We start from the raw sequence: 16,448 nt of genomic DNA on the forward strand, positions 1-16,448 counted from the left end.
AAAAATACCATGTACAGCATTTCGCCTGTACATGGTATTTTTGCTTTTGTTATATGCTTAGAATGATATTATTTTTCATTCTTGTGTTCTGTTATGTCCCTGTGGGAATTGTCGAACAGATCTGTGTCGGCCACATCTGATGAATCATTTCGATTCAGCGTCTCGCCTATGCGGGCCTTTGCCTCAGTTCCGGCAGCCTTGATACCCTCGGTGATCACCTCGCTCTTTTCCTTGAGATTTTCACTTATCACAGCGCTTTTTTCCTTTACGTTCTCTGTAAGCTCCTCAGCCTTCAGTTTGATCTTCTTTGTTATGGAGAAGCTTTCAGGGTTATTCTCAAATGCTCGTTTGATCGATGCTGTATCGTGAAGAGAGAGAAGGAAGCTTGGCTTCTCCTTGAACTTCTCACGATCCAGAGCCAGTCGGGACTTGAGTTCCTCAACACGGACAATAAGATCATTCTCTTTCGCAAATTTCTTCACCTTGCTCATCAGGTTGAATGATACAACACAGTCGATCACGAATACCCCGTAGAAGAAACCGATGAAGAAGGAGAATGTCAGGTGATCCGCCAGCCAGTACACAGCGTTCAGTATGTGTGGATGGAGGAAGAAATAGTACAGTGCCGCGATCACACCCCAGAAGAATGAGAACAGCGGACATATGATGCCCTGTATATTGCCCCACTCATCTGAGTAGTCCCACAGCTTGATGTTCATTCCTATTATAAATATACGTCCGGCAATGTATTCCACAACGGTCATGGCGATGGCCATGATCAGTACCACCAGAACCTTTTGCAAAACAGGATGGGCGTCAACAGCATCTATATGGATCAGGGACAGGAGATACAGCACCACCAGGCCTGAACCGTAGAGAGGCAGGTAAGGTCCGATGAGGAATCCCGGGTTGATCCATTTGTGGCTTGGGTTGCTCTTGGATAAGAACTTTCTGAATATGACTTCAATGCACCAGCCCATGACGCATCCTATGAAAAATAAAAATAATATTACCAGAATACTTTTGATATTGAAATTATCCATACATGGAATCTCCTTTGTATATATGACTTTGCCAATAGTAATAAGATAGTATATAGAAGGAAAAAAAGCAACCTTACAAAATGTCACAAGTGTAAGATAGCTTGTTGATACTTATTGAGAAAAAAAGTCATTTAAATTGCGAATGTTATATTGGACTAACGCCGGGGGCAGTGCTATACTTACAGCAAATAAAAAGCCACGAAACAGATGCAGACTCTTTCTACAGTACGAAGATCGAGAATGCATTTTTTACGTTAAGGAGAGTTTGATTGAACAAACCGTGATTAGAAAAATCGAATCACGGCGAAGCCTGTCATATAATCTACCATGCGTATAAGTGGTCATATCATTAATCAGAATAAATATATAATCAAGGAGGACAAAATCATGATGAAGGCATTAAAGAAGGTAAACTGGAAGAAGCTTGGAATATTTGCAGGTGGAGTATTATTTGGAACAGCTGGTATCAAGGTTCTCTCAAGCAAGGATGCAAAGAACGTATATACACATTGTACAGCTGGTGTTCTTAGAGCAAAGGACTGTGTCATGAAGACAGCAAATACTATCCAGGAGAACTGTGGTGATATCTACGCAGGAGCAAAGGATATCAACGAGGCAAGAGCACAGAAGGCAGCAGAGGCTGACTTTGAGGATACTGAGTGCACAGAGGCTGAGAGCGCTGATGCAGCAGAGACTGTAGAAGAGTAATCAGTATAAGACAAAACATAAGAAAGAGGCGAAGATCTTGAAGTTTTCTATTTTAAATGAAACAAAGAATCGTCTGCGTATACACATGGCACAGAGCCGCATGACCATGGCACAGGCCGACATACTTCAGTATTATCTGGAGAACTGTGAGGCAGTGGAAGAGGTCAAGGTGCACGACAGAACCTGTGACGCGATCATCATATATGATGGTGACCGTGCAGCGGTGATAGATGCGCTGAGACAGTTTGGATATGACAGGGTGGAGGTTCCGGCGGATCTCACAGAGACATCAGGCAGAGTCATGAACAGACAGTATGAGGACAAGCTGTTTTGGAAGACCGCCTGGTACATGACCAAGAAATGGATCATGCCAATGCCGCTTCGGTATTGTCTGACATCCGTCAAAGCTCTCAAGTATATAGGCAAGGGGCTCAAGTGTCTTGCGAACAGGAAGCTTGAGGTGCCGGTTCTCGATGCAACAGCCATAACAGCATCCATTCTGACAAATGATTTCGCGACAGCGGGATCAGTCATGTTCCTTCTGGAGATCGGTGAGATCCTTGAGGAGTGGACACATAAGAAGTCGGTGGATGGACTGGCAAGAAGCATGTCACTCAATATCAATAAGGTATGGGTGCGTGTGGATGATTGTGATGTACTTATGGACAGTGCGAAGATCGCAAAGGATGATCTGGTAGTGGTTCATATGGGCAATGTCATTCCATTTGACGGTGTTGTGGATCAGGGCGAGGGCATGGTCAATCAGGCATCCCTCACCGGAGAGTCAGTACCGGTCCACAAGGGACACGGAGACAGTGCATATGCAGGTACAGTTGTTGAGGAAGGTGAGCTGGTAGTCAGAGTTGTAAAGACTGGTAAGACCAGCAGATATGATAAAGTTGTTGCGATGATAGAGGAGTCTGAGAAGCTTAAGTCAGGACTTGAGAGCAAGGCAGAGCATCTTGCAGATGGTCTTGTGCCATGGACTCTCGGTGGAACTATCCTCACATACCTTTTAACAAGGAATATCACCAAGACACTTGCGGTGCTCATGGTCGACTATTCATGTGCACTGAAGATGTCCATGCCTATAGCGGTATTGTCTGCTATACAGGAGGCAAACAAGCATCACCTCACAGTCAAGGGCGGCAAATTCTTGGAGGCTGTAGCTGATGCAGACACGATAGTATTTGACAAGACAGGAACACTTACAAAGGCATCACCTACGCTTGTACGCGTCGTATCATTTGACGGAAGAGATCCTGATGAACTGCTCAGGATAGCTGCATGTCTGGAGGAGCATTTCCCTCATTCCATGGCAAGAGCGGTTGTGGCAGGAGCTGCAGCCAAGGGGCTGGAGCATGAGGAGATGCACTCCAAGGTTGAGTATGTTGTGGCTCATGGTATCTCATCAAGCATAGACGGCAAGAAGGTTGTCATAGGAAGCTATCATTTCGTATTTGAGGATGAGGGCTGTGTGATACCTGAGGATAAGATAGAGCTGTACGAGTCGTTGTCCAAGACTCATTCACATCTGTTCATGGGAATCGATGGCAGGCTGGCAGCAGTCATATCCATCAAGGATCCGGTCAGACCTGAGTCGGCCGAGGTTGTTTCAAGGCTCAAGAAGCTGGGAATCAAGAAGGTTGTCATGATGACAGGAGACAGTGACAGAACGGCCAAGGCTATTGCAGAGCAGGTAGGGGTGGATGAGTATTACTCAGAGGTCCTTCCTGAGGACAAGGCAAAGTTTGTCGAGGCTGAGAAGACTGCGGGTCGAAAGGTCATCATGGTGGGAGATGGAATCAATGACTCACCTGCACTGTCGGCATCCGATGCTGGAATTGCCGTAAGTGATGGCGCGGAGATTGCCAGAGAGATCGCAGATATAACTGTCAGTGCGGACAATCTGTACGAGCTCGTAACACTTAAGGAACTCAGTAATAAGCTGATGAGCAGGATCAACAGGAACTATCGCAAGATAGTGACCATCAACACAGGACTTATCATCCTGGGCGTGATGGGAGTTATCCAGCCAACCACATCAGCACTGCTTCACAATTCATCGACGCTTCTCATAAGTCTTGACAGTATGAAGAAGCTGCTGGATTGATGATCGGAGCATAGAATTATATTGATGATCGAAGCGTAGAATCATATAGAATATAAAATAAAGCTGCCCTCTTCACTGTGATGAGTACCCGGGATTCCGGAACATTAGTGAGGAGGGCAGTTTTGTAGTTAAAAGATGATTTTAAATAATAAAAATAATCTGTAAGAATTGTTGACCGGGCCGACAGAATATGACAAAATGTACGTATAAATCATGAGTAGATAGCTGAACATAAGGGCAGAATATTAGCAGATATTATCTGGAATGTTTATGAAATGAAAATATACAGATGTGTGTGGAGCACAGCGTGATGCGTGTGTTCATCACAATAGAATGGAGGATGATTAGTATGGTAAAAACGGTAAAAGGCGATAATTTTGAAGATATAAAGGCATGCGGTGTGGCGGTTGCGGATTTCTCAGCAACATGGTGCGGACCATGCAAGATGATGGCACCGGTATTTCACACGGTTGCAGATGAACTGAATGGTGAAGTGGATTTCTTCAGTGTGGACGTGGATGAGAATCCTGGACTTGCGGCTGCCAATAAGGTGTTCAGTGTTCCGACATTGATACTGTACAAGAATGGTGTTGAGGCATCGAGGAGTGTCGGAGCTATATCCAAGTATGATCTTCTCGATTTCATTGAGAAGATCAAATAATTGTCTGTGATATGTATCCCGGATATTTTAATTGGGATCTGAATTGAAGTGGGGATACAAACTAGAAACAGGAAAAACATAAAGCCCTGTCAGACTTAACATTCATATGGGTCTCATATTATGGATACATATGAATGTTAAGTCTGACAGGGCTTTAAGGTTATTGAAAACACATTGACTATCTGGCGTCTCTGTCTACATATTCTCTATACTTAACCAGACTCTTATATGCCGGTCTGATGATCTTGTCTGTAGTGACAAGCTCCTCGATTCTGTGAGCGCTCCATCCAACTATACGTGCCACTGCAAAGAGCGGTGTGTAGAGCTCCCTAGGAATTCCGAGCATCTCATACACGAATCCGCTGTAGAAGTCTACGTTAGGGCTGACACCCTTGTATATCTTGCGTTCCTTGGCGATGAGCTTTGGCGCGATCTTCTCAATGTTGTTGTACAGAGTCATATCCTCGTCCCTGCCCTTGGCAGCGGCAAGCTGTTCGACAAATGACTTGAAGACTTTTTCTCTTGGGTCTGACAGTGAGTAAACGGCATGGCCCATACCATAGATGAGTCCCTTGTGGTCGTAGGCTTGCTTGTTCAGCAGCTTATCCAGATATGCCTCTATGGCCTCTTCGTCATGGTAATCCTTTATGTGCTCCTTGATATCGTCCATCATGTTCATAACCTGCAGGTTGGCACCACCATGCTTCCTTCCCTTGAGGGATGAAAGGGCGGCGGCAATGGCAGAGTATGTGTCAGAGCCGGATGACGTTACAACTCTTGTGGTGAATGTGGAATTGTTACCACCGCCGTGCTCCATGTGAAGCAGAAGTGCTATGTCAAGAACTCTTGCCTCAAGCTCGGTATACTTCATGTCAGGCCTGAGCATCCTGAGGATGTTTTCAGCCACGGAAGCATCCTTGTCAGGTCTGTGAATGTACATACTTCCGTCGTTCTCATAATGGTTGTATGCGTGATAACCATACACAGCCATCATAGGAAATGTTCCGATGAGACCGATACACTGTCTGAGAACATTGTCTATATCCAGGTTGGTAGCCTGATTATCGTATGAAGCCAGAGTCAGCACACTTCTTGTCATGGAGTTCATTATATCCACACTAGGTGCTTTCATGATGACATCACGGGTAAAGTTGGTCGGCAGGTTCATGGACTCGGCGATGACACTGCTGAATTCTGAGAGCTGAGCCTCGGTAGGCAGTTCTCCGAAGAGAAGAAGATAAGCAGCTTCCTCAAATATATGGCGTTTTCCTTTGCCGCCTTTTACGAGATCCTGTACATCATAGCCTCTGTACAATAACTGTCCGTCACACGGAACCTTCTGGCCATCCACATCCTTAAATGCTATGATCTGTGATATATTGGTAAGACCGGTCAGAACTCCCTGTCCATTCTCATCACGCAGTCCTCTTTTTACTCCGTATCTGGCATAGAGCTCTTTGTCTATCACATCATGCTGCTGACAGAGAGAAGCCTGCTTCTCCACGTATTCTGTCAGATTCTCCATATACTCCATATAAGTAACTCCTTTCCGTTTGTATGATAAATCAGATGATCTTTTTGCATATGTCGCTTAGACAACATGCGTCGCAATGTGGCTTCGTTCTGGCTGTGCACACGGATCTGCCGTGATCCACCAGCCTGTGACAGAAGTCATTGCTCTCATCTGGAGGTACAAGCTTCCACAGTTCCATCTCAACCTTCTTCGGATCTTTTATCCCGTCAACCAGTCCCATTCGGTTGACAAGGCGTATACAGTGGGTATCTGTTACAATGGCAGGTTTGCCGTAGATATCACCCATGATGAGGTTGGCGCTCTTGCGGCCTACGCCGGGGAGCTTAAGCAGCTCATCAAGACTGTCAGGAACCTGGCAATCATAGGAATCAACAAGCATATTCATACATGCACTAATATCTCTGGCCTTGCTCTTCCCCAGTCCGCAAGGTCTCACAATGGCCTCGATGTCACTGACATCGGCAGCAGCCAGTTCTTTTACTCCCGGATATTTGGCAAATAAATCCTGGACTACCACATTCACCCTTGCATCAGTGCACTGCGCCGCCAGGCGGACACTGACAAGAAGCTGCCATGCGTGTGAAGTATCGAGGGTGCATACTGTGTCAGGATATTCCTTCTTCAGCCTCTCGATAATGTCCAGTGTTCTCTGTTTTTTCGTATATCTCTTCTGTGATTCCATAAAAAAGACCTCCAGTCTCTATATGATAACATGAAAGGCCTGCAAATGGATATCGAAAAAGAATTCTTAATAAAAATGTTAGAAGTGTGAAAATGTTGGGAAGAGAAGACATGCCGCAGCCCAGTATATGTGCTGGGCTGCGGCATGTCTATGCTGGTATAAATATCATGTCTGAAAGATCTTACTTTGTTCCGAAGATTCTGTCGCCGGCATCGCCAAGTCCTGGGCAGATGTAAGCGTTCTCGTTCAGCTCGCGGTCAACATGACCAACGTATAGCTGGATGTCAGGATGAGCCTTGAGAAGTCTCTCAATTCCCTGCGGTGCAGCGATGATCGACATGAACTTGATATGCTTACCGCCGTGCTGCTTGATGAAATCAACGGCAGCAACAGCTGATCCTCCGGTTGCAAGCATAGGATCCGTGACAACTATAAGTCTCTCATCGATAGGATTAGGGAGCTTGCAGTAGTACTCATGAGGTTCATGAGTCTCCTCGTCTCTGTACAGACCGATGTGTCCGATCTTGGCTGTAGGAACCAGAGCCTGAAGTCCACTGACCATTCCAAGTCCTGCACGGAGAATAGGTACGATCGCAAGATTTCTTCCTGCGATGACCGGAGTCATGCATTCCTCGATAGGAGTCTCTATACATACATCCTCGGTAGGAAGATCTTTCAGAGCCTCATATCCCATGAGCATGGCGATCTCTTCAACAAGTGCACGGAATTCGGCAGTTCCGGTGTTCTTATCTCTGAGCTTTGAAATCTTATGCTGAATAAGTGGATGTGTCATAACTGTGTAATCTGTCATATTGTGTAACCTCCTAATAAATAATATACAGATAATTATTATGCCTCAATGTCAGAGTTCTGTGGATTCATTCCAAGTCCACGGCTTACATCACCCTTGGTGTTCTCACCAAATGTATAGTCGTTACCAGGCAGTATAGCATTCAGCAGGATGCCGAATATAGCTGCGAGGGCAAGTCCTGTAAGAGTGATAGTTGTGCCTCCGATCGTGAATGTAAGGCCATTTTTGAAACCAAGTCCACATACCATGATAACGGCTGCGATGATCAGGTTTCTTGACTTCGTGAAGTCTACGTGGTTCTCAACCACATTTCTTACACCTATGGCTGAGATCATTCCGTAGAGGATGAAGCTTATGCCGCCAATGATGGCGAAAGGCATTGAGCGGATGACTTCTGCAACCTTAGGTATGAAACCGAGGATGACTGCAAAAATGGCAGCCAGTCGTATAACTCTTGGATCGTGAACGCGGCTGAGCTCGAGAACTCCTGTGTTCTCTCCGTAGGTTGTGTTGGCAGGACCGCCAAAGAGTGCGGAGAGAGATGTTGCCAGACCATCACCGATAAGTGTTCTGTGGAGACCTGGATCCTCAAGGAAATTCTGATCTACAGTTGCTGATATGGCACATATATCACCTATATGCTCCATCATGGAAGCGATGGCGATAGGAGCCATGACAAGTATGGCAGTTAAGTTAAATTTACAGATCTGGAAAGGTGGCAGACCGAGAAAATGTGCGTCTGAAACTCCAGAAAAGCTGAGTATTGCTGAACCATCAGGGTTGGTCATACCACAGAAGTGAAGTATGAGTGCAACGCCATATGAGATAAGTACACCCATGAGGATAGGTATGATCTTGAACATGCCCTTGCCCCAGATGTTGAACACAATGACAACAGCCAGTGCGATAAATGCAAGCAGCCAGTTAGTGGATGCGTTTGATATAGCTGATGGTGCGAGGCTCAGACCGATACATATGATGATAGGTCCGGTAACCACTGGTGGAAGGAATCTCATGACACGCTTCACGCCGACAAGCTTGACGATCAGTGCAAGTATCAGATACAGAAGTCCTGCAACCACAATACCGCCACATGCATATGGAAGCTTTTCGCCCATTGGCATGTCCTTGAATATGCCTGTTTTAAGGTCTGCAACTGTGGAGAAACCTCCAAGAAATGCAAATGAAGAACCGAGGAAAGCAGGTACTTTAAGCTTTGTGCATAAGTGGAAGAACAGTGTTCCAAGACCGGCACATACAAGAGTTACCTGAATTGAGAGTCCCTGACCCTCGAAGTATCCGTTTACGAGAAGCGGAACAAGAATTGTTGCACCAAACATGGCAAACATATGCTGGAATCCAAGTAAAAGCATCTTTGGAATTCCAAGCTTACGTGCATCACGAATGGCTTCTTTTTGATTATCCATAAGTAATAATCCTCCCATATTTTTTCTTAGTTAAATATTATAAAGTTTATTTACACTAAGGTCAATTTGAATAGTGAAATTTCCAAAATAAACTTAAGATATGTAATATATGTCAGCACTTGACAAAATGTTACAGAATTGTTACAATTCTGCTTGGATTGAGTAAAGGGGAGAAAAATAAAGATACAGGTCGAAGGAGACTACAGATATTATGATTGAATTAGAGAACGTGAGTATGACATATCCTGGGGGCAATCAGGCACTCAAGAATGTCAATATTAATATAGAGAAAGGCGAGTTCGTATTTATCGTTGGAAGCAGTGGTTCGGGCAAGACCACTCTGTTCAGGCTTCTGCTCAAGGAGCTCGATCCTACGGAGGGCAATATCACTGTTGCCGGATACGACTACGGCAAGATCAAGAGGAAGGATATACCGAAGGTCAGAAGAAGGATAGGGGTTGTGTTCCAGAACTTCAGACTTCTCAAGGACAGGACTATATACGAGAATGTCGCATTTGCACAGAGAGTCATCCAGACCCCGGCGAGATATATCAGAAGACGAGTTCCGGCCATGCTGACGCTGGTTGGACTTGCAGACAAATACAAATCATACCCGAAGGAGCTCTCAGGTGGTGAGCAGCAGAGAGTTGCCATGGCGAGAGCACTGGTCAACAATCCGGACATCATACTGGCGGACGAGCCTACAGGAAACCTTGATCCTAAGAACTCACTGGATATCATGAACCTCCTTGAGGATATCAACAAGAGAGGAACCACAGTTGTCGTGGTAACCCACAACAAGGATATCGTCAATGAGATGAAGAAGAGAGTTATCACCCTGAAGAAGGGCGTTATAATCAGTGATGAGAAGGAAGGAGGCTACATAGATGAAGATTAGTACATTTTTCTATGTCCTCAGACAGGGCTTTGCGAATATAAGAAGAAACATACTGTTCTCACTTGCATCACTGGGAACCATCATATCATGTCTGTTCCTTTTCGGAATCATATATGCGGTGGTTGTAAACTTCCAGTCAGGTATGCAGGAGCTTGAGAAGACAGTCACCATATCTGTATTCTTCGACGAGGATGCGTCAGATGAGACCATACAGCTCATAGGTGAACAGATAAGAACGGTCGATTATGTTGAGACGATGGATTTCATCTCAGCCGATGAGGCATGGGACAAGTTTGCAGATCAGAACTACGATGATCCACAGGTTGCAAAGAATGCATTTGGCGGAGATAACCCGTTAAAGAATGCTGCGTCATATGAGATCACGCTCAAGGATGTATCAAGACAGCCGGAGTTCGTGGCATTTGCCCAGGGCCTTTCAGGAGTCAGAAAGGTAAAGAGTTCTGACGTGACTGCGGACAGCATCACGACACTGTCATCCCTTGTCGGATATGCATCCATAGGAATAGTTGTGATACTGATGCTGGTATCTATATTCCTTATAAGTAACACGATCACCATAGGTATCACAGTGCGAAAGGAAGAGATAGGGATCATGAAGCTGATCGGTGCGACAAATGTATTTGTAAGGGCACCGTTCATCATAGAGGGTGTGATCATAGGCGCGGTCGGTTCGGCTATACCTCTGGTCCTTCTGTACTACATGTACGATAAGATACTGACATACGTTGCCGGAAGGTTCAAGGTTGTCACAACGCTGTTCGCATTTGTGAGCCAGCAGGATCTGTTCAGGACTATGGTACCGGTCGGACTTGTGCTCGGTATCGGTGTTGGTCTGGTAGGAAGTATTCTTACCACAAGAAAGCACCTGAGAGTGTAGTGTTAAATGCGGTCAGAGCAATGCACAAAAAATTCACAAATTGTTATTACTTTTTTAGGAACAATATGTGTTATAATGCTGATAAGTAGGGCAAAAAGATAATAACATTATGAAATGCGATTAGGAGGCATGAATGATGAGAATAGATTTATACAAGATAAAGAAGAAAGGTATGCAGGTGGCAGTGGTTACTACAGGAGCACTGCTCATGTCGTTTACATCCATATTTGCGGCTCCTGTGTTCAGCGTGCATGCTGAGGAGACCAAGGAGGATGTTGAGCAGCAGAAGGAAGAGGCTCAGCAGGCTCAGGAAGAGGCGAATGCAAACGCAGAGAAGTATCAGAAGAAGGTAGACAAGCTTACAGCGGCTGTAAATGAGCTCGATAAGCAGGCCACAGATATAAGCACACAGATCGTGGAGAAGAAACAGCAGGCTGAGGATCTTCAGAATGAGATAGATGAGACTCAGACAAAGCTTGCAGAGGCTCAGGTCAGTGAGGATAATCAGTATGAGGCGATGAAGAAGAGGATACAGTACCTCTACGAGGAGGGCGATGTTGCTTACATAGATGCACTTATGTCATCGGCTTCATTTGAGGATAGTCTTAACAAGTCTGAGTATGTTGATCAGCTCAGCACATATGACCAGAAGCAGCTCAACAAGCTGGTAAAGACTAAGAATGACATAGCAGAGTATCAGCAGACACTCAAGGATGATCTGGCGGATGTAGAGAAGGTAAAGGCAGACCTGGAGACCAAGCAGGCAGACCTCGATGATGTTATAAGCCAGAAGAATGCGGAGATCAACAAGTACAGTGATGATGTTGAGATGCAGAAAGCTCTTGCGGCTGAATACGCAAAGCAGGAGTCAGAGCTGGATGACAAGCTGGCAGAGCTTGCGCGTCAGGAACAGCAGAGACTGGAGGAGGAGCGTAAGCAGAGAGAAGCTGAACAACAGCAGCAGGATAACAACGGTGGAAGCGATAACTCAGGCAGTGACAGCGACAACAGTGGAAGTAACAATGGCGGTTCAACAACCGGTTCAGGTCAGTTCATATGGCCTGTATCAGGACCTATCACAGACTACTTCGGACCTAGAGAGTCACCGACAGCAGGAGCAAGCTCCAATCATATGGGTATAGATATAGGATGTTCATACGGAGTGCCTATCGCAGCGGCTGATGCAGGTGTTGTAACGGTAGCCGAGTGGGGCGAGAGTGGTGGTAACTACGTTATGATAGATCACGGTAATGGATTTGTGACGATGTACCTTCACAACTCATCACTTGCAGTAAGCGTTGGCGATGTGGTTTCACAGGGACAGACCATTGCGTACGCAGGTTCAACAGGATATTCAACAGGAACACATTGCCATTTCTCAGTATTCCTGAATGGCTCATATGTCAACCCACTTGATTATCTGTAAGATGAGGCTGAGACATGCCACAGGGATATGTGTCATATCATAAGATCTTAATATGATCATATATAGAACAGAGAAAAAATGCGTGATTCATGAAATATGGATCACGCATTTTTTATGTTAATAGGGGCGTGGATATGGGCGAAGTACCATATGTTGTGGTGGTGAGAAAATATGTCGAAAACAATAGTTTTTTTAAGAAAAAATAGGATTAGTGTCGGTTGACATAAGTGGTAAAAGTATTTATACTCACACTGGACTGAGTATTTATTTAAGGAGTATATTATGGTTTTTTCGAGCATGGAGTTCTTATTTAGATTCCTGCCTTTATTTTTGCTTATCTATTTTGTGACAAAGCCGAAGTACAGGAATGTTGTACTGCTTTTAGGCAGCCTTGTGTTCTACGCGTATGGCGAACCCATATACGTGTTCTTGATGATGTTTTCTATTATATTTAACTATTCGGTGGCAAGACGAATCAAGCGTTTTTATGATATAGAAGTATATTCGGAGATCGACTGTTCATTTGAGAGAAACTGCTGGCTGGCGGTGGCTATGGTGTTTGATTTTGGAATGTTGTTCATATTCAAATATATCAACTTTTTTATAGAGATAATAAACACTGCAGCGGGAACAAAGATATTTGATAGCGTGGCGATCACACTGCCGCTTGGAATAAGCTTCTATACGTTCCAGATAACATCGTATATATTTGACGTGTACAGGCTCAAGTATCAGGCGGACAAGAGTATAATCAAGTTCGGAACATATGTGAGCATGTTCCCTCAGCTCATAGCCGGCCCTATAGTCAACTACGATGAGGTGAAGCCTGAGCTGGATCACAGAGAGGTCAAGGCGGACGATATAGAGCGCGGTGCGACACTGTTCGTATTGGGACTTGCGTACAAGGTGCTTCTGGCAAATAAGATAGCCAGTCTGTGGAACGATGTGCAGACGGTTGGCCCTTATGGAATAAACACTGTGACCGCATGGCTTGGTTCATGGGGATATTCATTCCAGCTCCTGTTTGATTTCATGGGTTATTCCGTGATGGCAATAGGAATTGGCCTTATACTTGGCTTCAGGATACCGGAGAACTTTGTCGATCCTTATATGGCACATTCCCTCACAGATTTTTGGAGACGCTGGCATGTTACACTCGGACGCTGGTTCAGAGAGTATGTGTACATACCGATGGGCGGCAACCGAAAGGGAAAGCTCAGAATGATACTTGCCATGTTCACTGTGTGGATGTTTACCGGATTGTGGCATGGTGCGGACTGGAATTTCCTGATATGGGGCTTGTTCCTGTTCGTGTTCCTTCTCATGGAGAAGCTGTTCCTTGGCAAGGTATTTGACAAGGTGAAGGTTCTTGGCCATGTGTACATGTTCTTCCTGATACCGATATCATGGACAATATTTAACATATCTGATCTGAAGCTTCTGGGACTGTACCTGAAGAGAATGTTTGGCATGAACATAGAGGGATCAGTCACCACACATGCCATGGACAAGCTGATCATGCTGGGACACACATACTGGTGGCTGCTGCTGATCTGCGTGATCTTCTGTACACCGTGGCCTAGAAAGCTCATAGAGAAATTCTACAAGAACTGGGTATGCAAGCTTATAATGCTCGCACTGTTCTGGTTCTGTGTATATCAGATAGCAAAGGGTGGCTCCAATCCATTCCTTTATTTTAGATTTTAGGAGGTGGGCAGATGAAGAAATTATGGCAAATGATAAAAGGCTGTCCACTGTTCTCGATACTCATAATATCCGGCGTGATAGTTACCGCAGGCGGTTATGTGGGAGCTGCGCTTGGCGTGTACAAATGGGATGTCAGCTTTCATCATCCTATGGCCCAGACTGTGCTGCTTGATGAGAGGGTGGCAACCGGAACTGACGCAACAAGCACGGATGCTCCGGGAAAGAGCGAGCTGACGTCGGAGTCCACGGGCAGTGAGGCTGCAGAGGAGCAGACAACGGAGGTGAAATCCACGGAGAAGCAGACTTCTGAGAATGCATCCACGGAGAAGACAACAGAGAAATCTACAGAGAAAGCGACCACCGAAAAGGCAACTACGGAAAAAGCAACCATAGATACAGGCGGTTCGGCTGCTCCGGTGACAAGACAGACTCAATACAAGAAGGTTAAGAAGAGAAAGGCAAGAAATAGCTGCTACAGAGATCTCACACAGATCGCTCTTGAGACCCAGTACCCATATATAAAGGTTGACAAGTCTTATTTTGACGATGCTCTGTTCATAGGTGATTCCAGAGTGGAAGGACTGGCGTTGTATTCCGGACTGGACAATGCAGAATTTGCATATATGGAGGGCCTTACTTCATTTGGACTGATGGGGGAGAAGATAGCCGCAAATGGAACCAAGACACTCACGGAATTGCTGCAAAGCAAACAATTCAGGAAGATCTACATCATGCTTGGTATAAATGAGGCTGGATATGATACGGAGACATACGCATCCACATATATCGATGCGGTGGCCCAGATACAGGCGCTTCAGCCGGACGCAGTGATCTTTATGATGGGCTGCATGCATGTATCCAGCGACTATTCGGCAAGCCACGATATTGTGAACAATGACAATATCGATGACAAGAATGGGGCCATAGCTGCATATGCTGATGGAATAAAGCTTTTCTATCTGGATATGAATACGGTTGTGGACGATGGCAAGGGTGGTCTTGTAAAGGACTATACCTGGGATGACATACATTTGCAGGCGCAGTATTACAGTCTGTGGGAGCAGTATCTGTATGAGCATGGGCTCAAGGATGATGCTTTTAAATAGATAAAGTGCTGCGGGACCTGGCGGCATTTTATCATTATCGGGAGTTGATCAAATGGCAAAAAGACTGGTAATAAAAGATAAATACAAGGGAATCCTGTTCATAATCATGGCAGGGTTCTTTTTCTCACTGATGACCTTCTTCGTGAGACTGTCTGGAGATCTGCCAACTATGCAGAAGGCATTTTTCAGAAATGCAGTGGCCGCTGTTGTGGCCATTGCCATGCTCATGAGGACTGAGGAGAAATTCAAGATAAAGAAGAGCAGCTGGCCGGGAATCGCGGCGAGAAGTATTTGTGGAACGACAGGACTTATCTGCAATTTTTATGCAATCGACAAGCTCAACATAGCGGATGCAAATATCCTCAACAAGCTGTCTCCGTTTTTTGCGATCATAGCATCGTACTTTGTGCTCAAGGAGAAGGCAAATAAGATAGAGTGGGCATCCGTGGCATTGGCATTTACAGGTGCTTTGTTCGTTGTGAAGCCTTCGTTTCATATGGATTTTCTGTATGCCATGGTTGGTGTGGCGGGCGGCCTTGGAGCCGGAATCGCCTACACTTACGTGAGAAAGCTCGGCAAACAGGGGGAGCGCGGACCGGTCATAGTCATGTGTTTCTCTGTATTCTCATGTCTGGTGACGCTTCCATTTATCATATTGGACCACGCACCTATGACATGGCAGCAGATTGTGTGCCTGCTCTGTGCCGGACTTGCGGCGGCTGGTGGACAGTTCAGTATAACCGCAGCATACCAGAAGGCTCCAGCCAGGGAGATATCGGTATTTGACTACAGTCAGGTCATATTTGCGGCTATACTGGGATTTGTATTCCTGGATCAGATCCCTGACATGCTGAGCATTATAGGATATGTGATCATCATTGGAAGTGCAGTTTTCAAATGGTGGTACACCATGAGACAGGACCGCACTTAGCATGATTGGCAGGGCTGAGAGTGGCAGTGCCTTGTACAAATACTTGTAGAATAATTGATATATACAAAAAGACGGATGTCAGAAATGGAAAATGGGTAAAAGTTTCATTGTCTGATATCCGTCTTTTTTATAAAAGTTATAAAGGAAGGTTTTAGGTGTTGTGACCGGACTTGTGAGGTATCCGGCCTCCCATCTATATAAATTGGATTGTTGTTAGTTTGAGTGACGGCAGATACGCTGGTGCTGCCTGGGCATGTCGCACATCTGCTGTCCTCATCAATCTGTATATATAATAAGATGGTACTGTGTACATTCTGTGTATCGGATGTTAAAGAAATATGTTCATAAAAGAAATAATATATAAAGCGTAAATAAATGTTCTATAAATGGTAAAGCTTCTGAATATAGTGAGTATAAGGTTGTGGGTATAGTTGCTGACATGTTAAAATGAAACACACATATGATCATAATTGGTGGATATATCAGATGACAATATTGGATAG

The 16,448-nt window shown here is 45.1% G+C and carries 14 protein-coding genes; 9 read left to right on the forward strand and 5 right to left on the reverse strand.

Annotated elements, in window-relative coordinates:
* Positions 1–68: 68 nt before the first annotated feature.
* Positions 69–1,043, reverse strand: coding sequence for a putative ABC transporter permease (locus DWW60_RS04700; protein WP_055273183.1), 975 nt, complete (start codon positions 1,041–1,043; stop codon positions 69–71).
* Between the two features lie 387 nt (positions 1,044–1,430).
* Between DWW60_RS04700 and DWW60_RS04705 the strand changes: the two genes are divergently transcribed.
* From DWW60_RS04705 to trxA, 3 genes are all read left to right on the forward strand, one after another.
* On the forward strand, positions 1,431–1,751 hold the full coding sequence (locus tag DWW60_RS04705; RefSeq protein WP_022217250.1) for a DUF6110 family protein: 321 nt from the start codon (positions 1,431–1,433) through the stop codon (positions 1,749–1,751).
* Positions 1,752–1,788: 37 nt separating this feature from the next.
* A complete protein-coding gene (locus DWW60_RS04710; protein ID WP_055280450.1) occupies positions 1,789–3,864 on the forward strand; it encodes a heavy metal translocating P-type ATPase in 2,076 nt (691 codons plus the stop codon).
* Between the two features lie 349 nt (positions 3,865–4,213).
* Positions 4,214–4,525 carry a thioredoxin gene (gene trxA / locus DWW60_RS04715; RefSeq protein WP_022217252.1) on the forward strand — a complete coding sequence of 104 codons (312 nt, stop codon included), beginning with the start codon at positions 4,214–4,216 and terminating at the stop codon, positions 4,523–4,525.
* 178 nt (positions 4,526–4,703) lie between these two features.
* On the opposite strand, the gene DWW60_RS04720 is transcribed toward trxA, so the two are convergent.
* From DWW60_RS04720 to DWW60_RS04735, 4 genes are all read right to left on the reverse strand, one after another.
* Entirely contained in the window at positions 4,704–6,050 is a 1,347-nt protein-coding gene (locus DWW60_RS04720) for a citrate/2-methylcitrate synthase (protein WP_055146778.1), read from the reverse strand.
* Between the two features lie 40 nt (positions 6,051–6,090).
* Positions 6,091–6,741, reverse strand: coding sequence for an endonuclease III domain-containing protein (locus DWW60_RS04725; protein WP_015533674.1), 651 nt, complete (start codon positions 6,739–6,741; stop codon positions 6,091–6,093).
* 181 nt (positions 6,742–6,922) lie between these two features.
* The gene (upp, locus tag DWW60_RS04730; protein ID WP_117874503.1) at positions 6,923–7,552 is read right to left on the reverse strand and encodes a uracil phosphoribosyltransferase; all 630 of its coding nucleotides are present in this window, start codon (positions 7,550–7,552) and stop codon (positions 6,923–6,925) included.
* A gap of 38 nt (positions 7,553–7,590) precedes the next feature.
* Positions 7,591–8,979: a uracil-xanthine permease family protein gene (locus DWW60_RS04735; RefSeq protein WP_015533676.1), complete on the reverse strand. Its 1,389-nt coding sequence runs from the start codon at positions 8,977–8,979 to the stop codon at positions 7,591–7,593.
* Between the two features lie 211 nt (positions 8,980–9,190).
* Here DWW60_RS04735 and ftsE point away from each other — a divergent pair, with 211 nt between their 5' ends.
* The 6 genes from ftsE (at position 9,191) to DWW60_RS04765 (ending at position 15,945) form a co-directional block, all read left to right on the forward strand.
* Positions 9,191–9,877 carry a cell division ATP-binding protein FtsE gene (gene ftsE, locus DWW60_RS04740; RefSeq protein WP_022216898.1) on the forward strand — a complete coding sequence of 229 codons (687 nt, stop codon included), beginning with the start codon at positions 9,191–9,193 and terminating at the stop codon, positions 9,875–9,877.
* Entirely contained in the window at positions 9,867–10,775 is a 909-nt protein-coding gene (gene ftsX, locus DWW60_RS04745; protein WP_015533677.1) for a permease-like cell division protein FtsX, read from the forward strand. Before ftsE ends, ftsX begins: the two co-directional genes overlap by 11 nt.
* A gap of 133 nt (positions 10,776–10,908) precedes the next feature.
* Positions 10,909–12,201, forward strand: a complete 1,293-nt coding sequence (locus DWW60_RS04750; protein WP_022217255.1) for a murein hydrolase activator EnvC family protein — start codon at positions 10,909–10,911, stop codon at positions 12,199–12,201.
* Between the two features lie 282 nt (positions 12,202–12,483).
* Positions 12,484–13,908: an MBOAT family O-acyltransferase gene (locus DWW60_RS04755; RefSeq protein ID WP_117550911.1), complete on the forward strand. Its 1,425-nt coding sequence runs from the start codon at positions 12,484–12,486 to the stop codon at positions 13,906–13,908.
* 11 nt (positions 13,909–13,919) lie between these two features.
* On the forward strand, positions 13,920–15,014 hold the full coding sequence (locus DWW60_RS04760; RefSeq protein WP_117550909.1) for a GDSL-type esterase/lipase family protein: 1,095 nt from the start codon (positions 13,920–13,922) through the stop codon (positions 15,012–15,014).
* Between the two features lie 52 nt (positions 15,015–15,066).
* The gene (locus DWW60_RS04765; protein ID WP_117874504.1) at positions 15,067–15,945 is read left to right on the forward strand and encodes a DMT family transporter; all 879 of its coding nucleotides are present in this window, start codon (positions 15,067–15,069) and stop codon (positions 15,943–15,945) included.
* The last annotated feature ends 503 nt before the right edge of the window (positions 15,946–16,448 follow it).

This window comes from Coprococcus sp. AF16-22 (assembly GCF_003461545.1).
Taxonomy (GTDB): Bacteria; Bacillota; Clostridia; order Lachnospirales; family Lachnospiraceae; genus Coprococcus; species Coprococcus aceti.

Coding starts and splice junctions, on each gene's coding strand:
- DWW60_RS04700 (WP_055273183.1), bottom strand. CDS start 1,043: ATGGATAATTTCAATATCAAAAGTATTCTGGTAATATTATTTTTATTT.
- DWW60_RS04705 (WP_022217250.1), top strand. CDS start 1,431: ATGATGAAGGCATTAAAGAAGGTAAACTGGAAGAAGCTTGGAATATTT.
- trxA (WP_022217252.1), top strand. CDS start 4,214: ATGGTAAAAACGGTAAAAGGCGATAATTTTGAAGATATAAAGGCATGC.
- DWW60_RS04720 (WP_055146778.1), bottom strand. CDS start 6,050: ATGGAGAATCTGACAGAATACGTGGAGAAGCAGGCTTCTCTCTGTCAG.
- DWW60_RS04725 (WP_015533674.1), bottom strand. CDS start 6,741: ATGGAATCACAGAAGAGATATACGAAAAAACAGAGAACACTGGACATT.
- upp (WP_117874503.1), bottom strand. CDS start 7,552: ATGACAGATTACACAGTTATGACACATCCACTTATTCAGCATAAGATT.
- DWW60_RS04735 (WP_015533676.1), bottom strand. CDS start 8,979: ATGGATAATCAAAAAGAAGCCATTCGTGATGCACGTAAGCTTGGAATT.
- ftsE (WP_022216898.1), top strand. CDS start 9,191: ATGATTGAATTAGAGAACGTGAGTATGACATATCCTGGGGGCAATCAG.
- ftsX (WP_015533677.1), top strand. CDS start 9,867: ATGAAGATTAGTACATTTTTCTATGTCCTCAGACAGGGCTTTGCGAAT.
- DWW60_RS04750 (WP_022217255.1), top strand. CDS start 10,909: ATGATGAGAATAGATTTATACAAGATAAAGAAGAAAGGTATGCAGGTG.
- DWW60_RS04755 (WP_117550911.1), top strand. CDS start 12,484: ATGGTTTTTTCGAGCATGGAGTTCTTATTTAGATTCCTGCCTTTATTT.
- DWW60_RS04760 (WP_117550909.1), top strand. CDS start 13,920: ATGAAGAAATTATGGCAAATGATAAAAGGCTGTCCACTGTTCTCGATA.
- DWW60_RS04765 (WP_117874504.1), top strand. CDS start 15,067: ATGGCAAAAAGACTGGTAATAAAAGATAAATACAAGGGAATCCTGTTC.